Genomic DNA, 23,716 nt, shown 5'->3' on the forward strand with positions numbered 1-23,716 from the left:
TGATCGCCCCAGCCCGCCGCGATGTCGAACCGCGGCGCAGCACGGCGTGGCCGCGGGCCGGGTATCGTGCCCTCATGTCCACGGCTCCCGCTTCCGGCCCATGGCCCGAGACCCTCGCCGGACGGCTGCTCGCCCGGCTGCGCCCGGGCGATGCGCCGCGCGTGCTCGGCATCAGCGGCCTGCAGGGCACCGGCAAATCCACGCTCGCCGCCCAGATCGTGAGCACCGCCGCCGCGCGCGGGCTGCGCGCCGCGGTCCTGTCGCTCGACGATCTGTATCTGGATCGAGGCGCGCGCCTTGCACTGGCCCGCGACGTCCATCCCCTGCTCGCGACCCGCGGCCCGCCCGGCACGCACGAGGTCGCGCTCGGCCTTTCGATCATCGATGCGGTGCGTGGGCGCGCGCAGACCCGGCTCCCGCGCTTCGACAAGCTCGGCGACCGCCGCCTGCCCGAAGGCGCCTGGCCACGGGTCCATGGGCTCGACCTGCTGGTCTTCGAAGGCTGGTGCCTCGGCGCGACGGCGCAGGACGACGCGGCGCTCGCCGCGCCGCTCAATGCCCTCGAGCGTGACGAGGATGCGGAAGGCGTGTGGCGCCGCTGGTGCAATGCCGCCCTCGCCCGCGACTATCCGCCCCTCTGGGGTGCCATCGACACACTGGCCTTCCTGCAGCCGCCCGGCTTCGAGGTCGTGCCGGAATGGCGCTGGCAACAGGAGCGATCTCTGCAGCAAGCCGCGCCGGGCATCCGCGGCATGGACCGGGCGCAGATCGGCCGGTTCGTGCAGCACTACGAGCGGGTCAGCCGGCGGGCATTGCAGACCCTGCCGATGTCGGCCGATGTCGTGGTCAGGCTCGATGCGCAGCGGCGGATCCTCGCCATGGAGTGATGCCGGGCGCGCCGGGGGCGCGCCGGGGCGTGGGCTCCAGGACGCGGGCCTGGTGCAGCCATATTTCCTCCGGCCCGCACACATGTGACCAAGTCGGCAGGTCGCACGGCTTCGACGCCGGGCCTGCGTCTCCAGCCGTCGGCAGCCACGGCCCGCTGCTAGCATGCGGCCATGCACTCCGCCCCCAACCTCGTGCTCGTCGGACCGATGGGCGCCGGCAAATCCTCGATCGGACGCCGGATCGCCGCGCGCTTCGGCCTGGCGTTCGTCGACATCGACCAGGAGATCGAGCAGCGCACCGGCGCACGCATCTCGATGATCTTCGAGTGCGAGGGCGAAGCCGGATTCCGCGCACGCGAGCGCGCAACGCTGGCCGACATCCTCGTCGGCTCCCGCCAGGTGATCGCCACCGGCGGCGGCGCGGTGCTCGATCCCGGCAACCGCAGCCTACTCCGCGCCCGCGGCTTCGTCGTGCACATGCATGCGGATATCGACACCCAGCTCACCCGTCTGGCCCGCGACCGTACCCGTCCGCTGCTCGCGGGTGACAACCCGGTAGAGGTCCTGCGCCGGCTCGCAGCCGAGCGTGCGCCGCTGTATGCAGAGTGTGCGCACCTGCGCTTCGATACCGGGCCGCACGCCTGCAACGAAGCCACGGCGCAGCTTGGCCATCTGATCGAAACCCACTGGCAGCCACCCGCCGACCCGGACGCCTCCGTCGTCGCGTCCGCCGGCGCCGCGTCCAGCCCCGTCCCATGAGCCGGCCTGGCGACCTGCGCCATCGGCCTCCATCCTGCCCGCATCCATGACCCACCCCACCCGAGAAGTCGCCGTCGCCGGCGACCCGCCTTACACCATCCACATCGGCCCCGATCTGCTCGACGACGGTGCATTGCTGGCCCGGCTGCTGCGCGGTCGCGACGCGATGATCGTCAGCGACGCGCATGTGGCGCCCCTCTACGCGGACCGCGTCGCCGCCGCGCTGCAGGCCGCGCGCCCGGACCTGCGCATCCACCGCCATGTATTGCCGGCGGGCGAGGCATCGAAGACGCTGGCCAGCTTCGCCGAGGTCACCACGGCGCTGGCCGAGGCGCGCATGCGCCGCGACGCGACGCTGTTCGCGCTCGGTGGCGGCGTCATCGGCGATCTCGCCGGCTTCGCCGCAGCCTGCTGGATGCGTGGCATCGATTGCGTCCAGCTGCCCACCACGCTGCTGGCGATGGTGGACTCGTCGGTCGGCGGCAAGACCGCGGTGGACCTGCCGCAGGGCAAGAACCTGGTCGGCGCGTTCCATCCGCCGCGCGCGGTGATCGCCGATACCGCGGCGCTGCGCACCCTGCCCGCACGCGAGTTGCGGGCCGGCCTGGCCGAAGTGGTGAAGTACGGCGCGCTCGGCGATGCGGCTTTCCTCGACTGGCTCGATGCCCACGCCGATGCACTGCTGGCGATGGACGATGCGACGCTGTCCGAGGCCATCGCCCGCAGCTGCGCGCACAAGGCGGCGATCGTCGCGCGCGATCCCTTCGAACACGGCGAGCGCGCCCTGCTCAATCTCGGTCACACCTTCGGTCATGCGATCGAGACCGAGCAGGGCTACGGCGGCGTGAATCATGGCGAAGCGGTGGCGATCGGCATGGTGCTGGCCGCGCGGCTGTCGGCAATGCTGGGCCTGGCCCCTGCCGCCGACACGCAGCGCCTGCGCGACCTGCTGCTGCGCCTGCAGTTGCCCGTCGAGGTGCCGCCCGGCCTCGACGCCGGGCGCCTGCTCGCCCACATGCGCCTCGACAAGAAGGCCGTGGCCGGCGGGCTGCGCTTCGTCCTCTGGCGTGGCGCGGGGCGCGCGGAAGTACTGGGCGACGTGCCCGAAGCGGCAGTGCTTTCGGTCCTGCAGACGGGCTGAACACCGCACGCCGTACAATCGCGGACATGCGCCTGTACCTGCAACAACGCCCCCAGGGTGCCGAATCCCCGCGGTTCGTGCAGCTGAGCCTGCAGCCCGACCTGCTGGGCGGCTGGACGCTGCTGCGCGAGAGCGGACAGGTCGGCGGCCGCAGCACGCTGCGGCGCGACCTGTTCCTCGACCAGCCCAGCGCGATCAAGGCGCTCGAGGCTGCGCGCGATGCCCAGCTCAAGCGCGGCTTCCAGCTGATGTTCGCCCGCGGCAGCGACGCGCCCGCCTGATCCGGCGCCGCGCGCCCTCCACTTTTTCCAGGGAATCCAGTCCTCGATGTCCTCCGCCGTCCTGCAGAACGATCGTTTCCTCCGCGCACTGCGGCGCGAGCCCGTCGACCGCACCCCCGTCTGGCTGATGCGCCAGGCCGGCCGCTACCTGCCCGAGTACCGCGCATCGCGCAAGGCCGCCGGCAGCTTCCTGGCGATGGCCAAGACGCCCGAGCTCGCCTGCGAGGTCACCCTGCAGCCGCTGGCGCGCTTCGACCTGGACGCGGCGATCCTGTTCTCCGACATCCTGACCATCCCCGATGCGATGGGTCTGGAGCTGTATTTCGTCGAAGGCGAAGGCCCGAAGTTCCGCAATCCGGTGCGCGACGCCGCCAGCATCGCCAGGCTCGGCGTGCCGGACATGGAGACCGAGCTGCGTTACGTCATGGACGCGGTGCGGGTGATCCGCCGCGAACTCGGCGGACGCGTGCCGCTGATCGGGTTTTCCGGCAGCCCGTGGACGCTGGCCTGCTACATGGTCGAAGGCGGCGGCAGCAAGGATTTCGCCCGCATCAAGGCGATGGCGCTCAACGATCCCAAGGCGCTGCATGCACTTTTGTCGGTCAATACCGATGCGGTGATCGCCTACCTCGCCGCGCAACGCGCCGCTGGCGCGCAGGCACTGCAGGTGTTCGACACCTGGGGCGGCGTGCTGTCACCGGCGATGTACCGCGAATTCTCGCTGCCGTACCTGACCCGCATCGCGCAGGAACTGCAGCGTGGCGAGGGTGAGGAGCGCACGCCGTTGATCCTGTTCGGCAAGGGCAATGCCGCGTATCTCGATGAACTCTCGCGTTCGGGGGCCGAAGGCCTGGGCTGCGACTGGCTGATCGAACTCGGCGACGCCGCGCGCCGCACGCAGGGCCGCGTCGCGCTGCAGGGCAACCTCGATCCGACCACGCTCTACGGTTCGCCCGATGCGATCCGCGTACAGGTCCGCCACGCGCTCGACAGCTACCGCGACGGCAACGGCGGCTCGCGCGACGGCCACATCTTCAACCTCGGTCACGGCATGTCGCCGGACATGAACCCCGACCACGTCGGGGTGCTGGTCGACGAAGTGCACGCCTACAGCGCGCGCTGAGTCGGCCGCAACGCCACTGCGCGGCAGCCGCTGGCCCCGCGCAGTGCCAGCCAGCACAGCGCCGCGGTGGTGGTGGCGTGGAGTGCAGTGTGTCGATCGAGGACGGGAACACCCGGCGATCCTGCGATATGGGCGAAATCGAGATTGCGCGGCACGTCCGGGCGTGCACGGCGTGCGCGCGCCGCAGAGACCTCGGTTTGCCGCGAAACGCGGGTTGTCGGCAATCAGCGCGCGGAACACGTCGGCCGGGATCAGGAAGTACAGAGTGTCGCGGGCGCTGCGGTCGTGCAGTCGCGCGCGACCGGCCATGACCGCGCAGGCGCCAAAGACGTCACCGGGCCCGTAATCGGCGAAACGCTGATCGACGCCGTCCACATCGGCCGCACACGCGTGCACCAGCCCCTTGAGGTTGAGGAACACATGCGGCGAGGCCTGACCCGCTGCGATCAGCGTGCTGCCCGCAGCGTGGACGCAGAGGTCGACGCTCGCCTGCAGACGGGCACGCCCGGATGCGTCGAGGAGATCGAAGGACGGCTGGTCGAGATCGAGCTCGGGCACGGGTTCCCTGCCTGCACTGTGGCCGAGGCCGCCTCACTCGCGGTAGCCGGCCCCGATCAGCCGCCGGAAACGGCGATCACCGCGTCCGGCGCGCAGGCGAACAGCCGCGCTCCGGCCTCCGGATCGACGCGCCAGCCCCCGGCAAATGCAGTGAACGCAGGCAACACGCCCGAGACCTCATCGAAGCGGAACGCCGGCAGCGGGGGCACGCCCGGCAGGCGAACCACGGGATGCACATGGCCGCCGAGCCGATAGCCGGGCAGCGACGCGGCATCCGCCGGATCGTGGACGAACACGAACGGATCGAACTGCAGCGCGGGGCCGTGCACGTGGATGCCGAGCACCTGCGCGAGCGCCGGCTGCGCGTGCAGCGCCCGATCGTGATTGCCGCTGACGAGTTCAACCGACAGCGTGGCGCGGCCGCGACGCCAGTGGATCCACGCCTCGCGCCATGGCGCGTCGGTCACGGCCGCATGCAGCAGATCGCCGAGCACGAGCAGGCGCGCCGCGCGCGTCGTATCGAGCAGGCGACCGAGCTGCTTCAGATCGTGGGCGGTGCCGCCACTCGGCAGCGCGATGCCGGCGCGGCGGAAGTGATCGCCCTTGCCCAGATGCAGATCGGCGATCGCCAGCAGCGACATCCGCGGCCACCACAATGCACGCCCGGGCAGCAGCACCACCGTTTCGCCGGCTAGGGCGATGGCGAGACTGCCCGGCGCGGACGCCTCAACCACGGTTGCGCTTCTCGAGTTGCGCCGCGGCGCGCTGCACGCGGGTACGCCAGTCCTCGGTGCTGAGCTGGCCGCGCATCGACTCCGCCCACAGCGGAAACGACAGCGGGGTGAACGTCTTCAGCGGATGCAGGTCGAGCTGGCGGCGGCTGCAGTCTTCGAGCGTCTCGCGCAGGCGCACGACCTCGAGCTGGGCGGCGAACACCTCGCGCTCGGCCAGCGCCAGCAGCATGTGGCCCGGGTCGTGCTGGCGCAGCACGTCGAAGATCAGCCCACTGGATGCCTGCAGCTGCCGCATCGAGCGCGGCGCGCGTCCCGGCAGCGACGGTGGCAGCAGGCCGGCCACGCGGGCGATATCGCGGAACTGGCGACGGGCGAGTTCCGCGAGGTTGAGGCTCTCGCGCAGGTCTTCGAGCAGGTGCTCCGGCGACAGCAGCGCAGCCACGTCCTCCGCTGCGAGCTCCACCGCCTTCGCAGGCGACAGCACCAGGCCGTAATCGTTGACCGCGAAGGTGAAACTGTTGGGCGTGCGCCTGCCCCAGCGCAGCGACAGCAGGGCCGCCAGGCCTTCGTGCACATGGCGGCCGGCGAAGGGAAACACGAACAGATGCCGCGCGCCGCGTGCGTGCACCCATTCGACCAGCAGCCGTTCCGGCGCCGGCAATGCCGAGAGGTGTCGCTGCAGATCAAGCAGGCGCCTGATCGCGCGGAGCTCGGGCGAGTGGTGCGTGCCGTCGAACACGCGCTCGACCTCGTGCGCCAGGGTGCTCGACAGCGGCATCCGGCCGCCGTTCCACTTCGGTACGGTACCCGTGCCGGCCTTGGCGATGCGCACGTAGGCGGTCATGTCTTCCAGGCGCACCAGCTCCAGGGTGCGGCCGGCGAACTGGAACCTGTCGCCGGCGCGCATCCGTCCGATGAAACTCTCCTCGACCGCGCCGAGCCCGCCGCCGCGCAGCAGCCGCACCCGCACCGCGCCGTCGCTGGTGATGGTGCCGATCGACAGCCGGTGCCGCAGCGCCACGCGGCGATCGGTGACGCGATAGGTCCCGGCTTCGTCGCGCTCGACCCGATGGAAATCCGGGTAATGCGACAGCGCCTGTCCGCCCTGGACGATGAAGTCCAGCACCGCGCGCCAGGCGACATCATCAAGCGCGCGGAAGGCCTGGGTATCGCGCACCTCGTCCAGCAGGGCGTCGCCGTCGAAGCCACCGCCGAGCGCCAGCGTGACGCAGTGCTGGGCGAGCACGTCGAGGCTGAGCCGTGGCGCCGGCCGCGATTCGATGCTGCCCTGGGCCACGGCTTCGCGCGCCGCGGCATATTCGACAAGTTCGAGCGCATGGGTCGGCACGCAGACCACGTGACCCGCCTCGCCCGGCCGATGCTTGGCGCGGCCGGCGCGTTGCAGCAGACGCGCGACACCCTTGGGACTGCCGATCTGCAGCACCTGGTCGACGGCGGGAAAATCGACGCCGAGATCGAGGCTGGAGGTCGCGACCACGCAGCGCACGCTGCCATCACGCAGCCCCTGCTCGGCCGCGGCGCGCAACTTCGGGTCCAGCGAACCGTGGTGCAGGGCCAGCGTCTCCGGCGCTTCCGGCCACACCGCCGACAGCGCCCGGTGCCACAGCTCGGCCTGCGAGCGCGTGTTGGCGAACAGCAGACTGGTGCGCTGGCTCATCAGCCGCTCCAGCACGCGCGGCAACTGCGCGAGGCCGAGATGGCCGGCCCACGGGAAGCGCTCGTCCTCGGCCGGCAGCAGCGTGTCGATGGTCAGCACCTTCGGCGCCACGCCGGCGACGGTGGGCGCGGTGGGCAGATGCGGCAGCAAGGCATCGCGCGCTTCATCGAGATTGCCTAGCGTCGCCGAGACGCCCCAGATGCGGAGCTGCGGATTGAGCCTGCGCAGCCTGGCCAGCGCCAGCTGCAGCAGTACGCCGCGCTTATTGCCGAGCAGCTCGTGCCACTCGTCGACGATCACGCAGCGCAGTGTCGACAACCTTGGTCCGGCATCGGGATACGACAGCAGCAGCGACAACGATTCGGGCGTGGTGATCAGCGCATCGAGCTTGCCTTCGCGGGCGAGCCGCTTGTCGCGTGCACTCGCATCACCGGTACGCATGCCGATCTGCCAGTCGAGGCCGAGCGCTTCTATCGGCGTGCGCATCGCGCGCAGCGTATCGCTGGCCAGCGCGCGCAGCGGCGTGATCCACAGCAGCGAAAGATCGCGTGGCATGGCGCGGGCGCGCGTCCGCCGGGTAAGCGGGCGTGCATCGGGCGGCCTGACCCGCCCTTCCGATGAAAGCTCGTCCGCGCTCGACACGGATGGTGCTACCAGTCGTGTGGCCGCGCGCTTGGTGGTGGCTGCAGGCGAAGTGGCCGCCGCGGCATCGCCCTTCGACCCCACCCGCGCTTTCGACGCCTTGCGCGCGCCTGCTGCCTGGATTGCCAGCGCCTCCAGCAACGGGCCGCCCAGCGCGGCCAGGGTCTTTCCGCTCCCCGTCGGCGTCTGCAGCAGTCCGGATTCGCCAGCGAGATAGCGGCGCCAGACCTCGCGCTGGAATGGCGCCGGCGTCCAGCCCTGCGCGTCGAACCAGGCGCGCAGCGGAGCATCGGGCCCGCGCCGGCGCTTCCTGGTGGACGCCTTCATCGTAGGCGCCCGCGTTCGACTGCGGAGCGCCGCGTTCGCGGGGCTGGCGCGCCCGCATGCGCTGCGCGCGCAGTTCCCTGGATCGTCCGCGACCGACGCGCACCGGCCTCGCCGTACTGGGCGTCATCCGGAAGCAGGGACAACGCCGCGCAGGCCAGGCGCACCGACGCAAAGCCCGCCCGGATCACCGCGCCAGCGCCTTCAAGGTCTCGAGCCGGTCGGCTTCGGCCATCGGCTTGTCGTGGCGCCAGCGCAGGATCCGCGGGAAGCGCACCGCGATGCCGGACTTGTGCCGCTTCGAGACGTTGACCGCCTCGAATCCGAGTTCGAAGACGTGATGGGCGCGGACCGAACGCACCGGGCCGAAGCGCTCGAGCGTATGCGCGCGAATCCACTTGTCGAGCGCGAGGATCTCGCGATCGTCCAGGCCCGAATAGGCCTTTGCCACCGGCACCAGCATGTCCCCATCCCACAGGCCGAAGGTGTAGTCGGTGTAGAGCGTGCTGCGCCGGCCGTGCCCGGCCTGGGCGTAGAGCAGTACCGCATCGATGGTCAGCGGATCGATCTTCCATTTCCACCAGTCGCCCCGTCTTCGCCCGGCCTGGTAGGGCGCTTGCGCACGCTTGAGCATCAAGCCTTCGACGCCCAGATCGCGGGCGTCTTCGCGCAAGCGCGCGGCATCGGCCCAGGTGGCAGCCTCGACGCGCGGCGAGACCACGATGCGCGGGTCGCCGTGCGCGGCGATCAACGCCTCCAATGCGGCGCGGCGTTCGTGCTGCGGTCGATCGCGCCAGTCCTCGCCGGCCAGTTCCAGCAGATCGTAGACCTGCACCCGCACCGGCGTGTCGGCCAGCGTCTTCGGCCCCGGCTTGAGCCGCTGGATGCGGGTCTGCAGCGCAGTGAACGGCAGCGGCATGGCGTCGTCCGCGCGCCAGGCCAGCAGCTCGCCGTCGAGCACCGTGCCATCAGGCAGCGTGGCGGCCGCGGCCTCGATCTCCGGGAACCGCCCATCCAGCCGCTCCTCGCCGCGCGACCACAGGGCCACTTCGCCATCGCGGCGCAGCAGCTGCAGGCGGATACCGTCCCACTTCCACTCCAGCAGCCAGTCGTCGATCGGTCCGAGCGCTCGGGCGACGGCACCGGGATCGTTGGCGAGGGCGACGGCGGCGGGGGCGGACGTTTCATCCGCCGCCGGCACCTCTTCGGGCAGTCCCGCCTCCACGCGCAGCGCCGATTCCAGCGGCGAGGCGAGAAAGAACGGATAGGGCTGCTGGCGATCGCCGGGCAGTTCGTCGACGGTGAGCAGATCCCGCAGGAATTCCGGCGTCGGCGACCAGCTGCCGAGCATGCGTTGCGCCAGGCGCGCGATGTCGATACCGGTCAGCTCGGCCAGCGCCTGCTGCACGAGCCGTTGCGACACGCCGACCCGCAACGCGCCGGTCAACAGCTTGTTGAACAACAGGCGCTCGTCGAACCGCAGGCTGCGCCAGGCCTCGACAACCACGCCGCGGCGCATGTCGACATGCTTGTTGGCGATCGGCAGCAGGCGCTGCTCGATCCAGTCGGCCAGCGCGATATCCGGCGCCGCCTCGACCGGATCGTCGAGCAGCAGCGCCAGGGTCTCAGCCAGGTCACCGACCTGGTCGTAACTGTCGTCCACCAGCCAGTCCGGGGTATTCGACTCGACTGCGATCCACTCGCGCAGTTCCCGGGTGTTGGCGATCTTCTGCCGCGCACTGGCGATCTTCCCACCGGACAGCAGATACAAGGCCCATGCAGCGTCGCGCGGCGGGGCCTCCTTGAAATAGCGGATCAGGGCAGCGCGCTTGTCGAGCGTGGCGGTGCTCTGGTCGAGTTCGCGATAGAGCTGGGCGAAGCGCTTCATGCGCTCGCGCTCCGATTGGCGCGGACATCGGTCGCCCCGACGGCCGCGCGCGCGATGTGCGCTGCCGCTTCCACGCGTGCCCGCGCTCTTTCTGCTGGGCTCGCTTCTGCTGTTGCTCTTGCTATCGACGTCCCGAGCCGTAGAGCGAGCCGAGCACCGCAGCCTGACGCGGCCGTAGAGGCGCCCATGTCTGCGCGCAGCGAGTTTGGGCGCCGTGCCGCGTCAGGCGCGGCGCGCAGGAGACCGGACGGGCGCAGCCCGGCCGGATCGCGTCCGGCGAAAACGGTTCTGCTTACTTTTGACAAGACAAAAGTAAGCCGCGCGCGGAGCGCGTGGAAGCTCCGGGTTTGATGTTCACCAGCCTTGCAAAAAACAGGCCGTCCTTGGCGCGGAGAAAGCAGAGCAGAGCAGGTGCAGAGCTTTCGCCCGCTACGCGTGCGAGTTCCTTTTTTGAGGACCGAAAAGGAGCAGGAAAGTCCTTTCGCCGAACGCGAGCCGTCGCGACGGATCCGCGTCGGGCCCCTGCGCTTCCCGGCCAGCGAGGGCACATCGGCAGCTTCACGGTGCCGCAGCCCGAACTCGCTGCGCTCAGACATGGGCGCCTCTACGGCCCCGCCACCCTGCGGCACTCGGCTCGCTTTACGGGTCGGAAGAAGCACAAGCAAAGCAACGGCCAAAGCAAAATCAGAAGCCGAAGCCGAAGCCGAAGCCAGGCTGCCAGCCCTCATTCCTCACCCCCGAAATCCGTCCGGAACGCCTCGGCCGCAATTCCGTCCTCGCACAGCGCGCGAATGATCGCGTCGGTGTTGCCGTGGGTCGCGATGACCCGCGACGCACCCGTCTCGCGCACGGTGCGCATCAGGTCGGGCCAGTCGGCGTGGTCGGAGACGACGAAACCGCGGTCGTAATTGCGACGCCGACGATTGCCACGCAGCCGCATCCAGCCGGACGCGAAGCCCTGCTGGGCACGGCGGAAACGACGGATCCACGGGCTGCCCGCGGCCGAAGGCGGCGCCAGCACCAGCTGGCCTGCGTAGTCGGCCGACCGGTCGGTCTCCACCACCGGGATGGTCTCCACCATCGCGATGCCGGCGCGGCGATAGACCTCCACGCCGGTGGCGACCGCGCCGTGCAGCAGCACCGGCGTATCGGTATGGGCGGCGAGTTCGGCGAGCACGCGCTGGGCCTTGCCGAGGGCATAACAGTAGAGAATCGCCGCCTCGCCGCGTTCGGCGCAGTGGTCGCGCCAGGCGACGATGTCGCGCGCCACCTCCGGCGTGTCGGGCCAGCGATAGATGGGCAGCCCGAACGTAGCCTCGGTGATGAAGGTGTCGCAGCGCACGACCTCGAAGGGATCGCAGGTCGGGTCGTGCTGGCGCTTGTAGTCGCCCGAGGCGACCCAGACCTCGCCTTCGACCTCGACCCGCACCTGCGCCGAGCCCAGCACATGCCCCGCGGGATGCAGCGACACCGTCGCGTCGCCCATCCGGAACGGGACGCCGTACTCGTGCGACACGTAGATCTGCTCGCCCAGCCGCCATTCGAGGATCGGCAGGCCGATGCGCGTAGTGTGGTAGGCGCCCATGCCCGGCCGCGCGTGGTCGCCATGGCCGTGCGTGATCACCGCCCGTGGCACGGGGCGCCAGGGATCGATATGGAAATCGCCGGCGGGGCAGTACAGCCCCTCCGGGCGGAGCTGGATCAGGTCTTGTGAGGCGACGGGCATTCGACGCAGTCTGGTGGCGGGCTTGTGCACGACGCGCCAAGCCTGCCTCCGCGGCGTCGCGGCGATCGAGACGCCCACGACGATGGACCGCGCAGATTCAGCCGCCGCCCCCCGCCCCTGACTTACAGGCCCGCTTCGGGGTCGTCTTCCGCATAGACCGGCCGCCAGCTCGAGGCCAGCGTGTCTGCCAGCATTTCGCCGGTCAACGGTTTGCGCAGGAAGCCGTCGAACCCGGCTGCGCGCGCGCGCACTTCGGCGTCGGCGTCCGCACGCGCGGTCACCGCGACCATCGGCTGCACGAAGCCGTGGGCGCGCATCATGCCGGCGAGGGTCAGGCCATCGACACCGGGCAGGTCGAGATCGATCAGGGCCAGATCGAAGCTCCGCGTGGCGATCTCCGAAAGCGCCGCCAGGCCATGCATCACGTGGACTACCGCGTGTCCCTGCGACTGCAGCAGGCCCGCGATGACATCGGCCACGGTCTGGTCGTCCTCCACCAGCAGGATCTCCAGACCGATCGCGGCCGTGATGCGCTCGTGGACTTCGCCGGCACTCGACGGTGGCGAGTCGGTCACCGCCGGCAGTGGCAGGACCACACGGAAGCACGTGCCCGTTCCCGGCTTGCTGTCGACCGAGATATGTCCGCCCATGGCGATGGAGAGCTCCTGGCTGATCGCCAGCCCCAGCCCGCTGCCGCCATAGCGCGAGGCCGTGCGCGCGCCCTCTGCCTGCTCGAAGCGGCGGAACAGCCGGCGGCGCTGCTCGGTACTGAGTCCGGGGCCGGTGTCGCTGACCTCGAACACCAGCGCACCGTCGGCATCGACGCCCACATGCAGGCCCACAGCGCCGCGCTCGGTGAACTTGGTTGCGTTGCCGAGCAGATTCAGCAGGATCTGGCGCACCCGTCCGACATCGCCGTACACCCAGGCCGGCACCGCATCGTCGATCACGGCGTCGTAGCGCAAGGACTTCTGCCGGACCAGCGGTTCGCAGTGCTGCGCGAGCTCCTGGATCAACCGGGGCAGCTCGAAAGGCTGGGGGTCGAGATCGAGACGACCGGCCTCGATACGCGCCAGGTCCAGTGCGTCGTTGACCAGCCGCATCAGATGGTTGCCCGCACGGCGGATCGATTCGGCGTAGCCGCGCTGGCGGGGGTCGAGCTCGGTATCGAGCAACAGCTCGCTCATGCCCAGCACGCCCGTCATCGGCGTGCGTACCTCGTGGCCGAGCGTCGCGAGGAAACGGCTTTTCGCTTCCGACGCACGTTCGGCCAGTTCGCGCTTGTGCTCGGCCACATGCCAGCTCGCCGTCCGGCGCAGCCGCTGGCGATACGCGGCCGCGGCCACCGCGAGCAGCAGCAGGGCCAGGACCACCATTGCCGCCAGGGCCCAGCGGGTCAGCCACCACGGCGGCGCCTGCCGGATCTCGATGGGATCCAGCGAGGTCCAGTCACCGTCCTCGGTACGCGCTTGGATATGCAGGGTGTAGTGGCCCGGCTCCAGCCCGGGGAACACCCGCTCGGCTGCCGCGTCCGCGCTGACCCATTCGGACTCGTAGCCCTCCAGACGGAACCGGTACTGGTGGACATGCGAGTCGGTGAACGAAAGCAGGCGGGCCACCACGTGCAGGTCCCGGTCGCCATCACGCAATTCGATCGGCTCGCCGGTGGGCAGCTCGATCGTCTCCTCGCCGCGGCGCAGCTCCAGGGTCTCGAGCACCAGCGGCGGTGTCCTGGCCCGCTGCTGCACTTGGTCGGGATGGAACAACAGCAGGCCCTCGGCGGTGCCGATGGCGAAATGTCCGTCCGGCGACCTGCCGATTTCGCGGTCCGAGAACTCCTGGCTCGGCAAGCCATCGCGCACGCCGTAGACGCGGATGCGCGAGCTGGACGGCTGGAAGCGCACAAGACCGCGGGAAGTGGTCATCCACACCGCGCCACTGTCGTCGACCCGCATCCCGCCGGGCGCGACCTGCGGCAACCCCGACGCGCGACCGAACGCACGTCGATACTCGAGCGCAGCCCCATTCCACCGCAGCTCGTCCAGCGTTCCCGCACCTGCGATCCAGACCGAGTCATTGCCATGCACGGTGATGGCACTGACGAGCTGCTGGGGACTTCCGGGAACGAGCGAGAACCGTCGGTCACTGGCGTTCCACCTGTAGACGCCGCCGGTCGTTGCAAGCCAGACCACGCCGTCCGGACCCAATATGCTCTGCCGGAACGCCACCCCCGACGGCACGCCTCTGCCGTCACCGGGACGGACGGCCTCGAGCAGGCCACCATCCGGGGTGCGCCGCTCGATCATCGTCGCGCTCATGAACCACAGCGTGCCATCGGCCTGCTCGACGATCGTGCCGATCTCATGGGCTTCCGACGCCGCTTGCTCACTCAGCTCCCAGCGCTTCACTTCGCGCGTGCGCGGGTCGAAGCGCGCGAGGGTGAAGTTGCATCCGACCCAGACGTGGCCCGTGCTCGTCTCGTGCACCGAGCGGTTGATCTGGTCACCACACACCTGGAGCAGACGGTGGGTGATCGCGCCCGTAGCGGGATCGAGGTGATCGAGCACCCCGCCGTCGCCGACCAGCCAGAGCCCGCCCCCGGCGGCGGGCGAAACGCTCTCGACGAAAGCGTTCGCCACGGTCGTCGGATCGGAGATCCGGCGCTGCAGGACCGTGAAATTGCGCCAGTTCGCCGGCAGGTACCACAGACCCGCATTGCCGCTCGCGAACCACAGGCCACCCTCCCGATCCTCCAGGGCAGATGCCCACGCAGGACGCACCACGCCGCGGCTTGCGACGCTGAACAGCGGGACGTCCACGAGCCGTCCATCCACTTCCCGCGCCAGTCCGCTGCGCGTGTCGAACCACCGCACGCCGTGCCGGTCCTGGACGAGCATGTGCAGCGGGGGCATGCCCAGGACCGGATCCCGCAGCGGTATGGCCTCGGTGACGCCGTCCGCACGCCGGACCAGTCCGCGCCCATGGACGCCGATCCAGAGATTCTCCTGTGCATCGAAGACCAGGCCTTCGACCAGGGCGCCACTGAGGCCAGCTGGCATCTCCAACCGCTGGAAGCGACCATCAATCCAGCGGGCCACGCCGTGCTTGGTGCCCACCCACAACATGCCGGCGGAATCGGACGCGAGATAGCCGACCGCATTGGACGGCAGGCTGCCGGGATCGGTAGCGTCGGCGACGAAGCGGCGCAGGCTCCCATCGGGCGCCAGTCTGTAGAGACCGGTCTCGCTCATCCCGAACCAGATCGCGCCGTCGGCGGTCGAACTGATCGCCCAGATGTCGTCGGTTCCAATCTCGGCATGGGTGTCATGCCGGTAGTGGGTAAAGCTCTGGCGATCGGCATCCAGCATCGAGAGGCCGCCAAGACGCGTACCCGCCCAGACACGATCCTGCGCATCGACATGCACGGCCCATACGAAGTTGTCGCGCAGGCCATCCTCGGTCCGCCATACGCGGAAGCCCACGCCGTCGTAGCGGGCAAGGCCGTCACGGGTGGCGATCCACAGGTAGCCCTGTCGGTCTTCGGCCAGCGCATTGACGCGATTGGAAGGCAGGCCGTCGATCACGCTGAGCTGACGTGGTTGCGGCAGGCTGAAGGTCGTCGGCGCGTCCGGACGCGCGTACGCCGGGCTCGCGCACACGCACCACCACAGCCCGATCAAGGCAATCCATGCAAAGCGCATTGCGTCCCCAACGCTGGCGCTGGCCGCGCCTCCCTGTCGACGATGCTCGCAACGCTGCGCTACGGATGCAAGCGACGACTGATGGCCCAGTCCCAGGCACGTTCGGCTGGAACGTGCCTAAAATTGGCGCAACCGCCTTGTCGACCGGAGTGCTGTGATGGGATTGGTGCACCGGTTCATTCTCGGATGTGTTCTGCTGCCGGCTGCGGTGAGCGCGGCGGCAGCGCCGGCGCAGTACGCGCTCGATCCCGTCCACACCCGCGTGCAGTTCGCGGTCGACCATGCCGGATTCTCCAAGGCCATCGGCACGGTGTCGGGCACCACCGGCACCCTCGTGTTCGATCCCGACGACTGGACCCTGTCTCGCGTCGAAGCCTCGATTCCAATGGGCCGGGTCGACCTCGGCGACGCCGAGTGGAACCAGGCCACGCTCGCGCGGAACCTGCTAGACGCCGAGCGCTATCCGGTCGCGACCTTCGTTTCCACCCGCGTCGAACCGATCGATGATCAGCGCGCGATCGTGCATGGCGACCTCACCCTGCGTGGCGAAACCCGTCCGGTCGCGCTGCAGGTGGTACTCAACGGGCGCAAGCGCCATCCGCTGCCGCCATTCCGCCGCACCGTCGGCTTCTCGGCGACCGCGGCGCTGTCGCGCGCAGACTTCGGCATCGATGCATGGCGTTCGATGATCGGCGATGCGGTCGAGCTGCGGTTGGAGGTCGAGGCTACCCGCAGCCGCGGGGGCGATAGCGACGTCGAGGCGCCCGAGAACGGCGTGCCGGAGAACGTTCCACCCGAAGGTGCCAGCCCACCGGCGCGGGACGCAACGCCGGCGGCCGCGACCCCGTGACCCTGCGCAACACCGACGAGCGCTGGGGCCCGGTCAGCCAGTCGCTGCATTGGCTGGTGGTGGCGCTGATCCTTGTGACCGGGACCTTGGGCCTGGTGATGGGCGACATGCGCAACGGTCCGTCCAAGATCGAGATCTACGCACTGCACAAATCCCTGGGGCTGACCATCCTCGCCCTGGCGGCGCTGCGCCTCGCATGGCGCATGCACGCCGGCGCGCCGCTGCCGGCACCGGCTACGCCGCGCTGGCAAGGCCGCTTCGCCACTTTCACCCACTGGCTGCTCTACGGGTTGCTGTTCGCGGTTCCACTCAGCGGCTGGACCTTCAACTCGGCCGCGGGCTACCCGCTGCAGTGGTTCAAGCTGTTCAACCTGCCCGCGCTGGTCGCGCGCGATGTCGAACTGCGCCAGCTCGCCCGCGACCTGCACGAGTGGCTGTTCTGGTCACTGGTCGTCGTTGCGCTGCTGCACGCGTCTGCCGCCGTGTACCACCACCTGGTCCTCCGTGACGACACACTCGGGCGCATGTTGCCGCACGCCTGGCGACGTCGCGCCGTACCGCCTCCTCTTTCCCAGGACTGACCCCATGCGCATGTTCCGGATACTCATCCCTGTTGCTCTCTCCGCCGCAGCCACCCTGCCCGCGCTCGCGGCCGACTACGTGCAGGCCCCCGGCTCGTCGCTGGCGTTCGCCGGCAAATACCAGGGCGAGACGTTCTCGGGCACCTTCCCCGACTTCCGCACGACGCTGCGCTTCGATCCCGCCGATCCCGGCGCCGGCAAGCTCGCGGTCACGATTCCGCTGGCGACCGCGACGACGCAGAACCCCGACTACGACGGCGAAATGCGCGGCAGCGCGTTCTTCGATGTCTCGAAGTTCGCCAATGCGACCTATACGGCGAGTGGTTTCCGCGATCTGGGCAATGGCCGTTATGCGGCCGACGGCACGCTGGAGCTGCGCGGCGTGCGCAAGCCGGTCACCCTGACCTTCACCTGGACGCCGGGCTCGCGCCCCCTGCTGTCGGGACGGGCCACCGTGCCGCGGCTGGACTTCGGGGTCGGCGGCGGCGAATGGGCCGACACCGCGATGATTCCCGACGAGATCGCGGTCAGCACCCGCCTTCACCTGCAGCCGGCGAACTAGTCCGCCCCGCGTCCAGCCACCGGCGGGCGGTGGCCGCGTCGAAGGGCCAGTCGAGTTCGAGGCCGCTCGCGGCGTCGTGCAACACCGGCACACGGGCGCCGTAGCGGGCCTCGAGCGCCGCGTCCTCGTCGATGAAGGCGCTCTCGAAATCCGGCGTCCCGGCGGCCGCCAGCACCTCCAGCGCCAGGTCGCACAGATGGCAGTCGTCACGCTGGTAGAGGATCAGGCTCGGTGCATTCATGCGGCGGCGCGTCAGCGCTGGGCGGGATGCGGTCCGTAGAATAACGGCATGGCAGTCAGCACGTTCGACCTCTACAAGATCGGCATCGGGCCGAGTTCCTCCCACACCGTCGGGCCCATGCGCGCCGGCGCGCGCTTCGTGCGGCGCTGGCTCGAGGCGCCGGGACGGTTGCACGACGTCACGCGGATCCGCGCCGAAGTGTTCGGCTCGCTGGCGCTGACCGGGCGCGGCCACGGCACCGACAAGGCCGTGATGATGGGCCTGGAAGGCCACATGCCCAACCGGATCGATCCCGACATCATCCCCGACGCGCTGGCGCGCATCCGAGGCGAGAAGCGCATCCGCCTGGGCGGCAGCCATGAGATCGGCTTCGACGAGAAGTCGGACCTGGTGATGAACAAGCGCCAGAAGCTGCCGTTCCATACCAACGGCATGCGCTTCACCGCCTACGCCGCCGATGGCAGCGTGATCGCCACGCGCGACTACTACTCGGTCGGCGGCGGCTTCGTGGTCAACGAGGACGAGGCGGCCGAGGACCGCATCGTCGCCGACACCACCGATGTGCCGCACCCGTTCGCGAGCGGCGACGAACTGATCGCGCGCGCCAATGCCACCGGCCTGAGCATCGCCACGCTGATGCTGGAGAACGAGAAAGTCTGGCGCAGCGAGGACGAGATCCGCGAAGGCCTGCGCGAGCTGTGGACCGCGATGCAGTCCTGCGTGGCGCGTGGCATCCGCCAGACCGGCACCCTCCCCGGCGGCCTGCACGTGACGCGCCGGGCGCCTGCGCTGCACGCGGAGCTGTCCTCCAAGCCCGAGGCCGGCATGCGCGATCCGCTGACCGTGCTCGACTGGGTGAACCTCTATGCCCTCGCCGTCAACGAAGAGAACGCCGCCGGCGGGCGCGTGGTCACCGCGCCGACCAATGGCGCAGCCGGCATCCTGCCCGCGGTGCTTCACTACTACGACCGCTTCTGCCCCAACTCCACCGAGCAGGGCATCTTCGATTTCCTGCTGACCGCGGCCGCCGTCGGCATCCTCTACAAGGAAAACGCCTCGATCTCCGGCGCCGAGGTCGGCTGCCAGGGAGAGGTGGGCGTGGCCTGCTCGATGGCTGCCGCGGGCCTGACCGCAGCGCTCGGCGGCACGCCGGGCCAGATCGAGAACGCGGCGGAGATCGGCATGGAACACAACCTCGGCCTGACCTGCGATCCGATCGGAGGCCTGGTGCAGATTCCCTGCATCGAGCGCAATGCGATGGGCGCGGTCAAGGCCATCAACGCCTCGCGCATGGCCTTCCGCGGCGACGGAAAGCACAAGGTCAGCCTCGACAAGGTCATCAGGACCATGCGCGACACCGGCCGCGACATGCGCGACAAGTACAAGGAAACCTCACGCGGCGGCCTCGCCGTCAACGTGATCGAATGCTGAGACGGTGACGCCGGGCGAGCCGCCGCTCCCGATGGTCGGCTGGCGCGTCGAGGCCCTGGTGATTATCGGCGTGGCGTGATCCCCCGCGGTCCCGTGTTCGCGCCCAGGGCCGGCGCAGCGACCGCGCCGCGATATCGAGCGTCGGCAGCCCCGCGGATGCTGGCGCCATCGCGCTGATCCGCTCTCTCGGGGCGTTGTTGCTTCATCGCGAGATCGCGCCCGGGCAGATATCCGCACAGCAGGAACAGCTCGAACGCCACCGTACGCCGATCAACCCCAGGGCGTAGGCGAAGCTGCGCTCAGGCGCTGATCGACAGCGTCAGACTGAACTGCCAGGGCACCGGAGTGGCGACGGGTTCGGGGTCGCGGTGGGGGTTGTCGCTGCCCAGCGAGAGGCCGCCGCTGAAACCGATCGAGATCAGGCCGGTGAAGAAGCTGAAGATCTCGGCGAAATGGGCCAGGAAATCCGGCCCGCCGTTCTTCAGCTCGTCGGTGGCGTGAATGAAGGCCTGGTCGACATTCTGGATGTTGCCATTGCGATCGACGGCAATGAAGCCGCTGCCGTTCTCGTTTTCCAGCAGCACGTTGCCGTCGCGCACCGCCATGTCGAGCACCCGGCCGCCGCCAGCGAATTCCTGGAACGAGAGGTCGCCGCGGGCATTGCTGTCCACGCCGCTGATCTGCACGCCATAGTCGCCATCGGTGATCGTCACCACCGATGCCACGGTGGCGCCGTTGCCGCCCTTGGCCCAGGGCGTGGTTTCGATGGTCACCTTGGTGCCGTCGTCGAGCTGGAACGTGGTCTGGCCCCAGAAATCGAAGGCATGCTTGCCGTCGATCTCGACATGCGGGTCGCCCCAGATGCGGTAGTTCTCGCCCGTGCCCTTGTTGAAGACGATCACCTCGTCGTTGTCGCCGGCGGTGATCCGGTAGTTGTCGTTCTCGAACTGCACGCGACCGTCGCCAGTGCGCCGGGTGCTCGCGGAACCGGGCGCAGCCGGCAACTGGCCATTGACGCTGAGGGAGACGGAAACGCTCAAGGTGTCGGTCACGGGATGCCCCTGGTATGCGACGGGATGACGCCATTCCAGCGCGCCGCGGCGCCCCGCGACATCCGGGCGCACCCGATCTAGGGTCCGCCCCATAGCCGGCACCCACGCCCGCGCGCGGATCAGGCCGTCGCTGCGCTGATCGCGAGCACATCATCGAGCAGCGCAGCGGCAGTGACCTCGGCCCCGGCCCCCGGCCCCTGGATCACCAGGGGCTGTGCGCTGTAGCGATCGCTGTGGATCGCCACCCGGTTGTCGGTGCCGCTGCCCGCGCACAGCGGATGCGCCGCCGGTAACGCACGCAGTCCGACGGACGCGCCCTGCGCATCGAAGCGACCGACGACGCATAGCCGCGCGCCCGCTGCAGCCGCCGCGACGCGCCTTGCCTCGAGATCCGCGTCGAGCAGATGCAGACAGGCATCGACCGCATCACCGGCAGCGCGGGCAAGCGCTTCGGGCACCAGCGACTCGACCACGACCTCGTGCGCCGGCAAGGCGATTCCCGCAGCGCGCGCCAGGATCAGCAGCTTGCGGCGCACGTCCTCGCCGGACAGGTCCACGCGTGGGTCGGGTTCGGTATAGCCCGAGGCGCGGGCCTGCCGGACCAGCGCCGAGAACGGCCGGCTGCCATCGTGGTGCGCGAACAACCACGCCAGCGAACCCGAAAGCACGCCTTCGATGGCGTGGATACGGTCGCCGCCGGCGATCAGCGAACGCAGGCTGCGCAGCAATGGCAGGCCGGCGCCCACCGTGGCGCTGTCGCCGTAGCGGCCGCCGGACGCGCGGGCGTCGTCGATGGCCAGTGCGCGCCCGAGATCGCCACCGGTGCCAAGCTTGTTGGCGGTGACCACATGCACACCGCGCGCCAGCCATTCGGGATGCCAGTCGGCAACGGTCTCGCTCGCGGTCGCATCGACGATGATGTCGCCGGGCCTGGAACTCTCGCCCTCCGCCCACGGCGGGAAACCCGCGTGCCGGCGCGCAGCGGCGCGGGCCTGGGCGAGTGCGCCCTGCAGGTCGACGCCACCGGCGATCTGGGTTCTCGAATTGCACAACCAGGCGATCTCGGGCAGCGCAGCGCCCTGGGCCACCAAGCGGCTGTAGCGGGCAATGAACGCCGAACCCACGGTGCCGGTGCCGAGCAGGGCCAGGTGCCCCGGGCGCGGGTGTGGGCCGCGTTCCCGCCACAACGGCACGACCGTACTCATGCTTCAGCGCCCGCGCGGCCGGGACGCGGGGCCGAGTCCAGCACCGCAGTGGCGCGCGCCAGCCCGCTCTCCAGGTCGGCCAGCAGATCGTCCAGCGCCTCGATGCCAACTGACAACCGCAACAGGCCATCGGAGATTCCGGCAGCGCTGCGGGCGTCCGGCGCCATCGCCGCATGGGTCATCGTGGCCGGATGCGCGATCAGGCTTTCCACCCCGCCCAGCGATTCGGCCAGGGTGAACCGTCCCACCCCCTCGACGAAGGCGCGTACCACGTCAGCCTGCGCCACGCCGGGCGCTTGGGCCAGTTCGAACGACAGCATCGCGCCAAAGCCCGATTGCTGGCGCGCGGCGATCGTGTGGCCCGGATGATCGTCCAGCCCGGGGTAATGCACCCTGGCGACGGCTGGATGCGCGTCCAGCAGGGCGACCACGCCCGCAGTGTTCTCCTGGTGCACACGCAGCCGGGCATCGAGCGTGCGCAGGCCGCGCAGGGTCAGGAAGCTGTCGAAGGGAGAGCCGGTGATGCCGAGTGCATTCGCCCACCAAGCCAGCTGCGCGTGCAGGTCGGCATCGCGCGCGATGACCGCGCCGCCGACCACATCGCTATGGCCGTTGATGTACTTGGTGGTCGAATGCAGGACGACATCGGCGCCGAACTCGATCGGGCGCTGCAGGGCCGGCGACAGGAAGGTGTTGTCGACTGCCACCAGGGCGGCGGCGCGGTGCGCTGCCTCGATGACGAAGCGCAGGTCGGTGATCCGCAGCAGCGGGTTGGACGGCGTCTCGATGAGCACCAGCTTCGGCCGCGTCGCGAGCGCGTCGGCGAGGGCGCGCGGGTCGGTCAGATCCGCGGTGACCAGTTTGAAATGGCCCTTGCGCGCGAGGGCATCGAACAGGCGCCAGCTGCCGCCGTAGGCATCATGCGGCACGACCAGGCGATCGCCGGGCTCCAGCAGCGCGTTGAGCACGAGGGTGATCGCGGCCATGCCCGTCGCGGTGACCACCCCACCCGCGCCACCCTCGAGCTCGCTCAATGCGTCGCCGAGCAGATCGCGCGTGGGATTGCCGCTGCGGGTGTAGTCGTACTGCCGCTTCTCGCCGAAGCCGGCAAAGCTGAAGTTGCTCGACAGCACGATCGGCGGCGTCACCGCCCCGAAGGCCGGATCGCGATCGATGCCGGCGCGCACGGCACGGGTGGCGGGATGGCAGGGGGCGCCGGTCGGAACGTGGAAGCTCATGCGGATTCTCCAGGCAGTGGGGCGCGCAGCGCGGCCGCGAGCAGGTTGTCGATGCGATCGGTTTCCTTGAGAAAGGCGTCGTGGCCGAAGCTCGAGCGGAGTACCCGCAGGCGTCCGTTGCCGCCCAGACCTTCGAGCAAGGTCACCGCCTCGGACAGCGGCACCAGGCGGTCGCCCTCGACCGCGATCACCGTGGTCGGCACGTGGACCTGGCGCGGATCGACGCGATGCAGATCGATCGATTCCGACAGGCGCAGCCAGGCATTGACCGGGGTGCGCGCAGCGAATCTGCCGCCGGCGACATCGAGATAGTCCTCCGCCGCCACGCGGACGCGGCCGTTGACGAGCTGCGGCGCGGCGTCGAAACGCTCGGCGAATTCTTCCGGGGTGCGATAGCTCAGCATCGCGAACTGGCGCGCCAGCGCCAGTCCCTGTGCGTCGGCGCATTGCAGCTGGCCCAGTGCCACGGCCTGCCGCTGCAGCGCGCGCCACGCCGCTGCATAGGGATGGGCGCGGTGCGCGCCGCTGACCGCCACCAGCCGCTGCAGCCGTGCTGCATGTCGCACCGCCAGCTGCAGTCCGATCAGCGCGCCATAGGAATAGCCGACGAAGGCATGCAGGCGTGCGATGCCGAGCGCGTCGAGCAGCGCCGCGATCGCGTCCGCCTGATCCGCGGTGTCGATCGGCGCGTCGAGTTCGCCCTCGGCTCCGACGAAGTCGAAGGCCAGCAATCGCAGCTGCGCCGGATCGAGCGTGCGGCCCGGCGCGACCAGGCCCTCCAGCCACCCGGCATCGCCATCGGCGGCGTTCGCGGCCAGATGCCGGTTCGCCGAAATGCCGCCGGCAACGAAAACGACGGGCGCCGACGCGGGTCCCTGCAGTTCGTAGCGCAGGCTCAGGCGCCGGCTGCCGGCATGCAGCATCGGCAAACGCACATCCGCACTGCCGCGCTGGGCCGCGGGCAGTGCGGCGCAAGTGGAGCCAACACCGAGAGGACCGGCAGTCTCGAATGAGGGATCGGTGCGGTGATGCGGGATGTCGACGAGGCTCATGACGCGTTTTCCGGATGGGCGGGGCCATCGCGTCGCGCGGAGATCGCCGGAAGCCGCCAATG

Annotated in this window: 19 protein-coding genes and 1 pseudogene; 9 read left to right on the forward strand and 11 right to left on the reverse strand. The window is 69.9% G+C overall.

Translation table 11 applies throughout. The features are described 5' to 3' along the window. Positions 1 to 74: 74 nt before the first annotated feature. From CNR27_RS13510 to hemE, 5 genes are all read left to right on the forward strand, one after another. The gene (locus CNR27_RS13510; RefSeq protein WP_096300680.1) at positions 75 to 887 is read left to right on the forward strand and encodes a kinase; all 813 of its coding nucleotides are present in this window, start codon (positions 75 to 77) and stop codon (positions 885 to 887) included. 171 nt (positions 888 to 1,058) lie between these two features. Then, on the forward strand, positions 1,059 to 1,646 hold the full coding sequence (locus CNR27_RS13515; RefSeq protein ID WP_096299560.1) for a shikimate kinase: 588 nt from the start codon (positions 1,059 to 1,061) through the stop codon (positions 1,644 to 1,646). A gap of 46 nt (positions 1,647 to 1,692) precedes the next feature. Beyond that, on the forward strand, positions 1,693 to 2,787 hold the full coding sequence (gene aroB / locus CNR27_RS13520; RefSeq protein WP_096299562.1) for a 3-dehydroquinate synthase: 1,095 nt from the start codon (positions 1,693 to 1,695) through the stop codon (positions 2,785 to 2,787). Positions 2,788 to 2,813: 26 nt separating this feature from the next. Then, positions 2,814 to 3,068: a WGR domain-containing protein gene (locus tag CNR27_RS13525; protein WP_096299564.1), complete on the forward strand. Its 255-nt coding sequence runs from the start codon at positions 2,814 to 2,816 to the stop codon at positions 3,066 to 3,068. Positions 3,069 to 3,114: 46 nt separating this feature from the next. Next, complete coding sequence (hemE, locus tag CNR27_RS13530; RefSeq protein WP_096299565.1) at positions 3,115 to 4,191, forward strand: uroporphyrinogen decarboxylase; 1,077 nt, start codon at positions 3,115 to 3,117, stop codon at positions 4,189 to 4,191. A 225-nt stretch (positions 4,192 to 4,416) separates the two neighbouring features. Here hemE and CNR27_RS15955 read toward each other — a convergent pair. The 6 genes and pseudogenes from CNR27_RS15955 to CNR27_RS13560 all read right to left on the reverse strand — a co-directional run. Beyond that, a pseudogene (locus tag CNR27_RS15955) lies at positions 4,417 to 4,749 on the reverse strand (Crp/Fnr family transcriptional regulator); the annotation flags it as partial. Between the two features lie 56 nt (positions 4,750 to 4,805). Further along, on the reverse strand, positions 4,806 to 5,483 hold the full coding sequence (gene pdeM, locus CNR27_RS13540) for a ligase-associated DNA damage response endonuclease PdeM (protein WP_096299567.1): 678 nt from the start codon (positions 5,481 to 5,483) through the stop codon (positions 4,806 to 4,808). Then, complete coding sequence (locus CNR27_RS13545) at positions 5,476 to 8,130, reverse strand: ligase-associated DNA damage response DEXH box helicase (protein WP_096299569.1); 2,655 nt, start codon at positions 8,128 to 8,130, stop codon at positions 5,476 to 5,478. The genes pdeM and CNR27_RS13545 overlap by 8 nt, the downstream gene beginning before the upstream one ends. Before the next feature lie 184 nt (positions 8,131 to 8,314). Beyond that, positions 8,315 to 10,015 (reverse strand): cisplatin damage response ATP-dependent DNA ligase, encoded by a 1,701-nt coding sequence (locus CNR27_RS13550; protein WP_096299571.1) that lies wholly within the window; start codon positions 10,013 to 10,015, stop codon positions 8,315 to 8,317. A gap of 724 nt (positions 10,016 to 10,739) precedes the next feature. Next, entirely contained in the window at positions 10,740 to 11,741 is a 1,002-nt protein-coding gene (locus CNR27_RS13555; RefSeq protein WP_096299573.1) for a ligase-associated DNA damage response exonuclease, read from the reverse strand. 122 nt (positions 11,742 to 11,863) lie between these two features. Further along, positions 11,864 to 15,442 (reverse strand): ligand-binding sensor domain-containing protein, encoded by a 3,579-nt coding sequence (locus CNR27_RS13560; RefSeq protein WP_096299575.1) that lies wholly within the window; start codon positions 15,440 to 15,442, stop codon positions 11,864 to 11,866. Positions 15,443 to 15,599: 157 nt separating this feature from the next. Here CNR27_RS13560 and CNR27_RS13565 point away from each other — a divergent pair, with 157 nt between their 5' ends. From CNR27_RS13565 to CNR27_RS13575, 3 genes are read left to right on the forward strand one after another with little or no spacing between them, the layout of a single operon-like run. After that, the gene (locus CNR27_RS13565; protein WP_096299577.1) at positions 15,600 to 16,292 is read left to right on the forward strand and encodes a YceI family protein; all 693 of its coding nucleotides are present in this window, start codon (positions 15,600 to 15,602) and stop codon (positions 16,290 to 16,292) included. Further along, positions 16,289 to 16,873 carry a cytochrome b gene (locus CNR27_RS13570; RefSeq protein ID WP_096299579.1) on the forward strand — a complete coding sequence of 195 codons (585 nt, stop codon included), beginning with the start codon at positions 16,289 to 16,291 and terminating at the stop codon, positions 16,871 to 16,873. Before CNR27_RS13565 ends, CNR27_RS13570 begins: the two co-directional genes overlap by 4 nt. A gap of 4 nt (positions 16,874 to 16,877) precedes the next feature. Next, positions 16,878 to 17,435: a YceI family protein gene (locus tag CNR27_RS13575; RefSeq protein WP_096299580.1), complete on the forward strand. Its 558-nt coding sequence runs from the start codon at positions 16,878 to 16,880 to the stop codon at positions 17,433 to 17,435. Here the strand turns inward: CNR27_RS13575 and CNR27_RS13580 are convergent. Then, the gene (locus tag CNR27_RS13580) at positions 17,401 to 17,676 is read right to left on the reverse strand and encodes a glutaredoxin family protein (RefSeq protein ID WP_096299582.1); all 276 of its coding nucleotides are present in this window, start codon (positions 17,674 to 17,676) and stop codon (positions 17,401 to 17,403) included. The genes CNR27_RS13575 and CNR27_RS13580 overlap by 35 nt on opposite strands. A gap of 48 nt (positions 17,677 to 17,724) precedes the next feature. Here CNR27_RS13580 and CNR27_RS13585 point away from each other — a divergent pair, with 48 nt between their 5' ends. After that, positions 17,725 to 19,107, forward strand: a complete 1,383-nt coding sequence (locus tag CNR27_RS13585; RefSeq protein WP_096299584.1) for an L-serine ammonia-lyase — start codon at positions 17,725 to 17,727, stop codon at positions 19,105 to 19,107. Between the two features lie 299 nt (positions 19,108 to 19,406). Here the strand turns inward: CNR27_RS13585 and CNR27_RS13590 are convergent, their stop codons facing one another. The 4 genes from CNR27_RS13590 to metX all read right to left on the reverse strand — a co-directional run bounded on the left by CNR27_RS13590 (position 19,407) and on the right by metX (position 23,654). Next, positions 19,407 to 20,159: a DUF1521 domain-containing protein gene (locus CNR27_RS13590; protein ID WP_222843102.1), complete on the reverse strand. Its 753-nt coding sequence runs from the start codon at positions 20,157 to 20,159 to the stop codon at positions 19,407 to 19,409. Positions 20,160 to 20,278: 119 nt separating this feature from the next. Continuing rightward, entirely contained in the window at positions 20,279 to 21,364 is a 1,086-nt protein-coding gene (locus CNR27_RS13595) for a homoserine dehydrogenase family protein (protein ID WP_096299588.1), read from the reverse strand. Continuing rightward, positions 21,361 to 22,602: an O-succinylhomoserine (thiol)-lyase gene (locus tag CNR27_RS13600; protein ID WP_096299590.1), complete on the reverse strand. Its 1,242-nt coding sequence runs from the start codon at positions 22,600 to 22,602 to the stop codon at positions 21,361 to 21,363. Before CNR27_RS13600 ends, CNR27_RS13595 begins: the two co-directional genes overlap by 4 nt. Beyond that, the gene (gene metX, locus CNR27_RS13605; RefSeq protein ID WP_096299592.1) at positions 22,599 to 23,654 is read right to left on the reverse strand and encodes a homoserine O-succinyltransferase MetX; all 1,056 of its coding nucleotides are present in this window, start codon (positions 23,652 to 23,654) and stop codon (positions 22,599 to 22,601) included. Before metX ends, CNR27_RS13600 begins: the two co-directional genes overlap by 4 nt. Between the last annotated feature and the right edge of the window lie 62 nt (positions 23,655 to 23,716).

The sequence above is a fragment of the Luteimonas chenhongjianii genome (genome assembly GCF_002327105.1).
GTDB lineage: Bacteria > Pseudomonadota > Gammaproteobacteria > Xanthomonadales > Xanthomonadaceae > Luteimonas > Luteimonas chenhongjianii.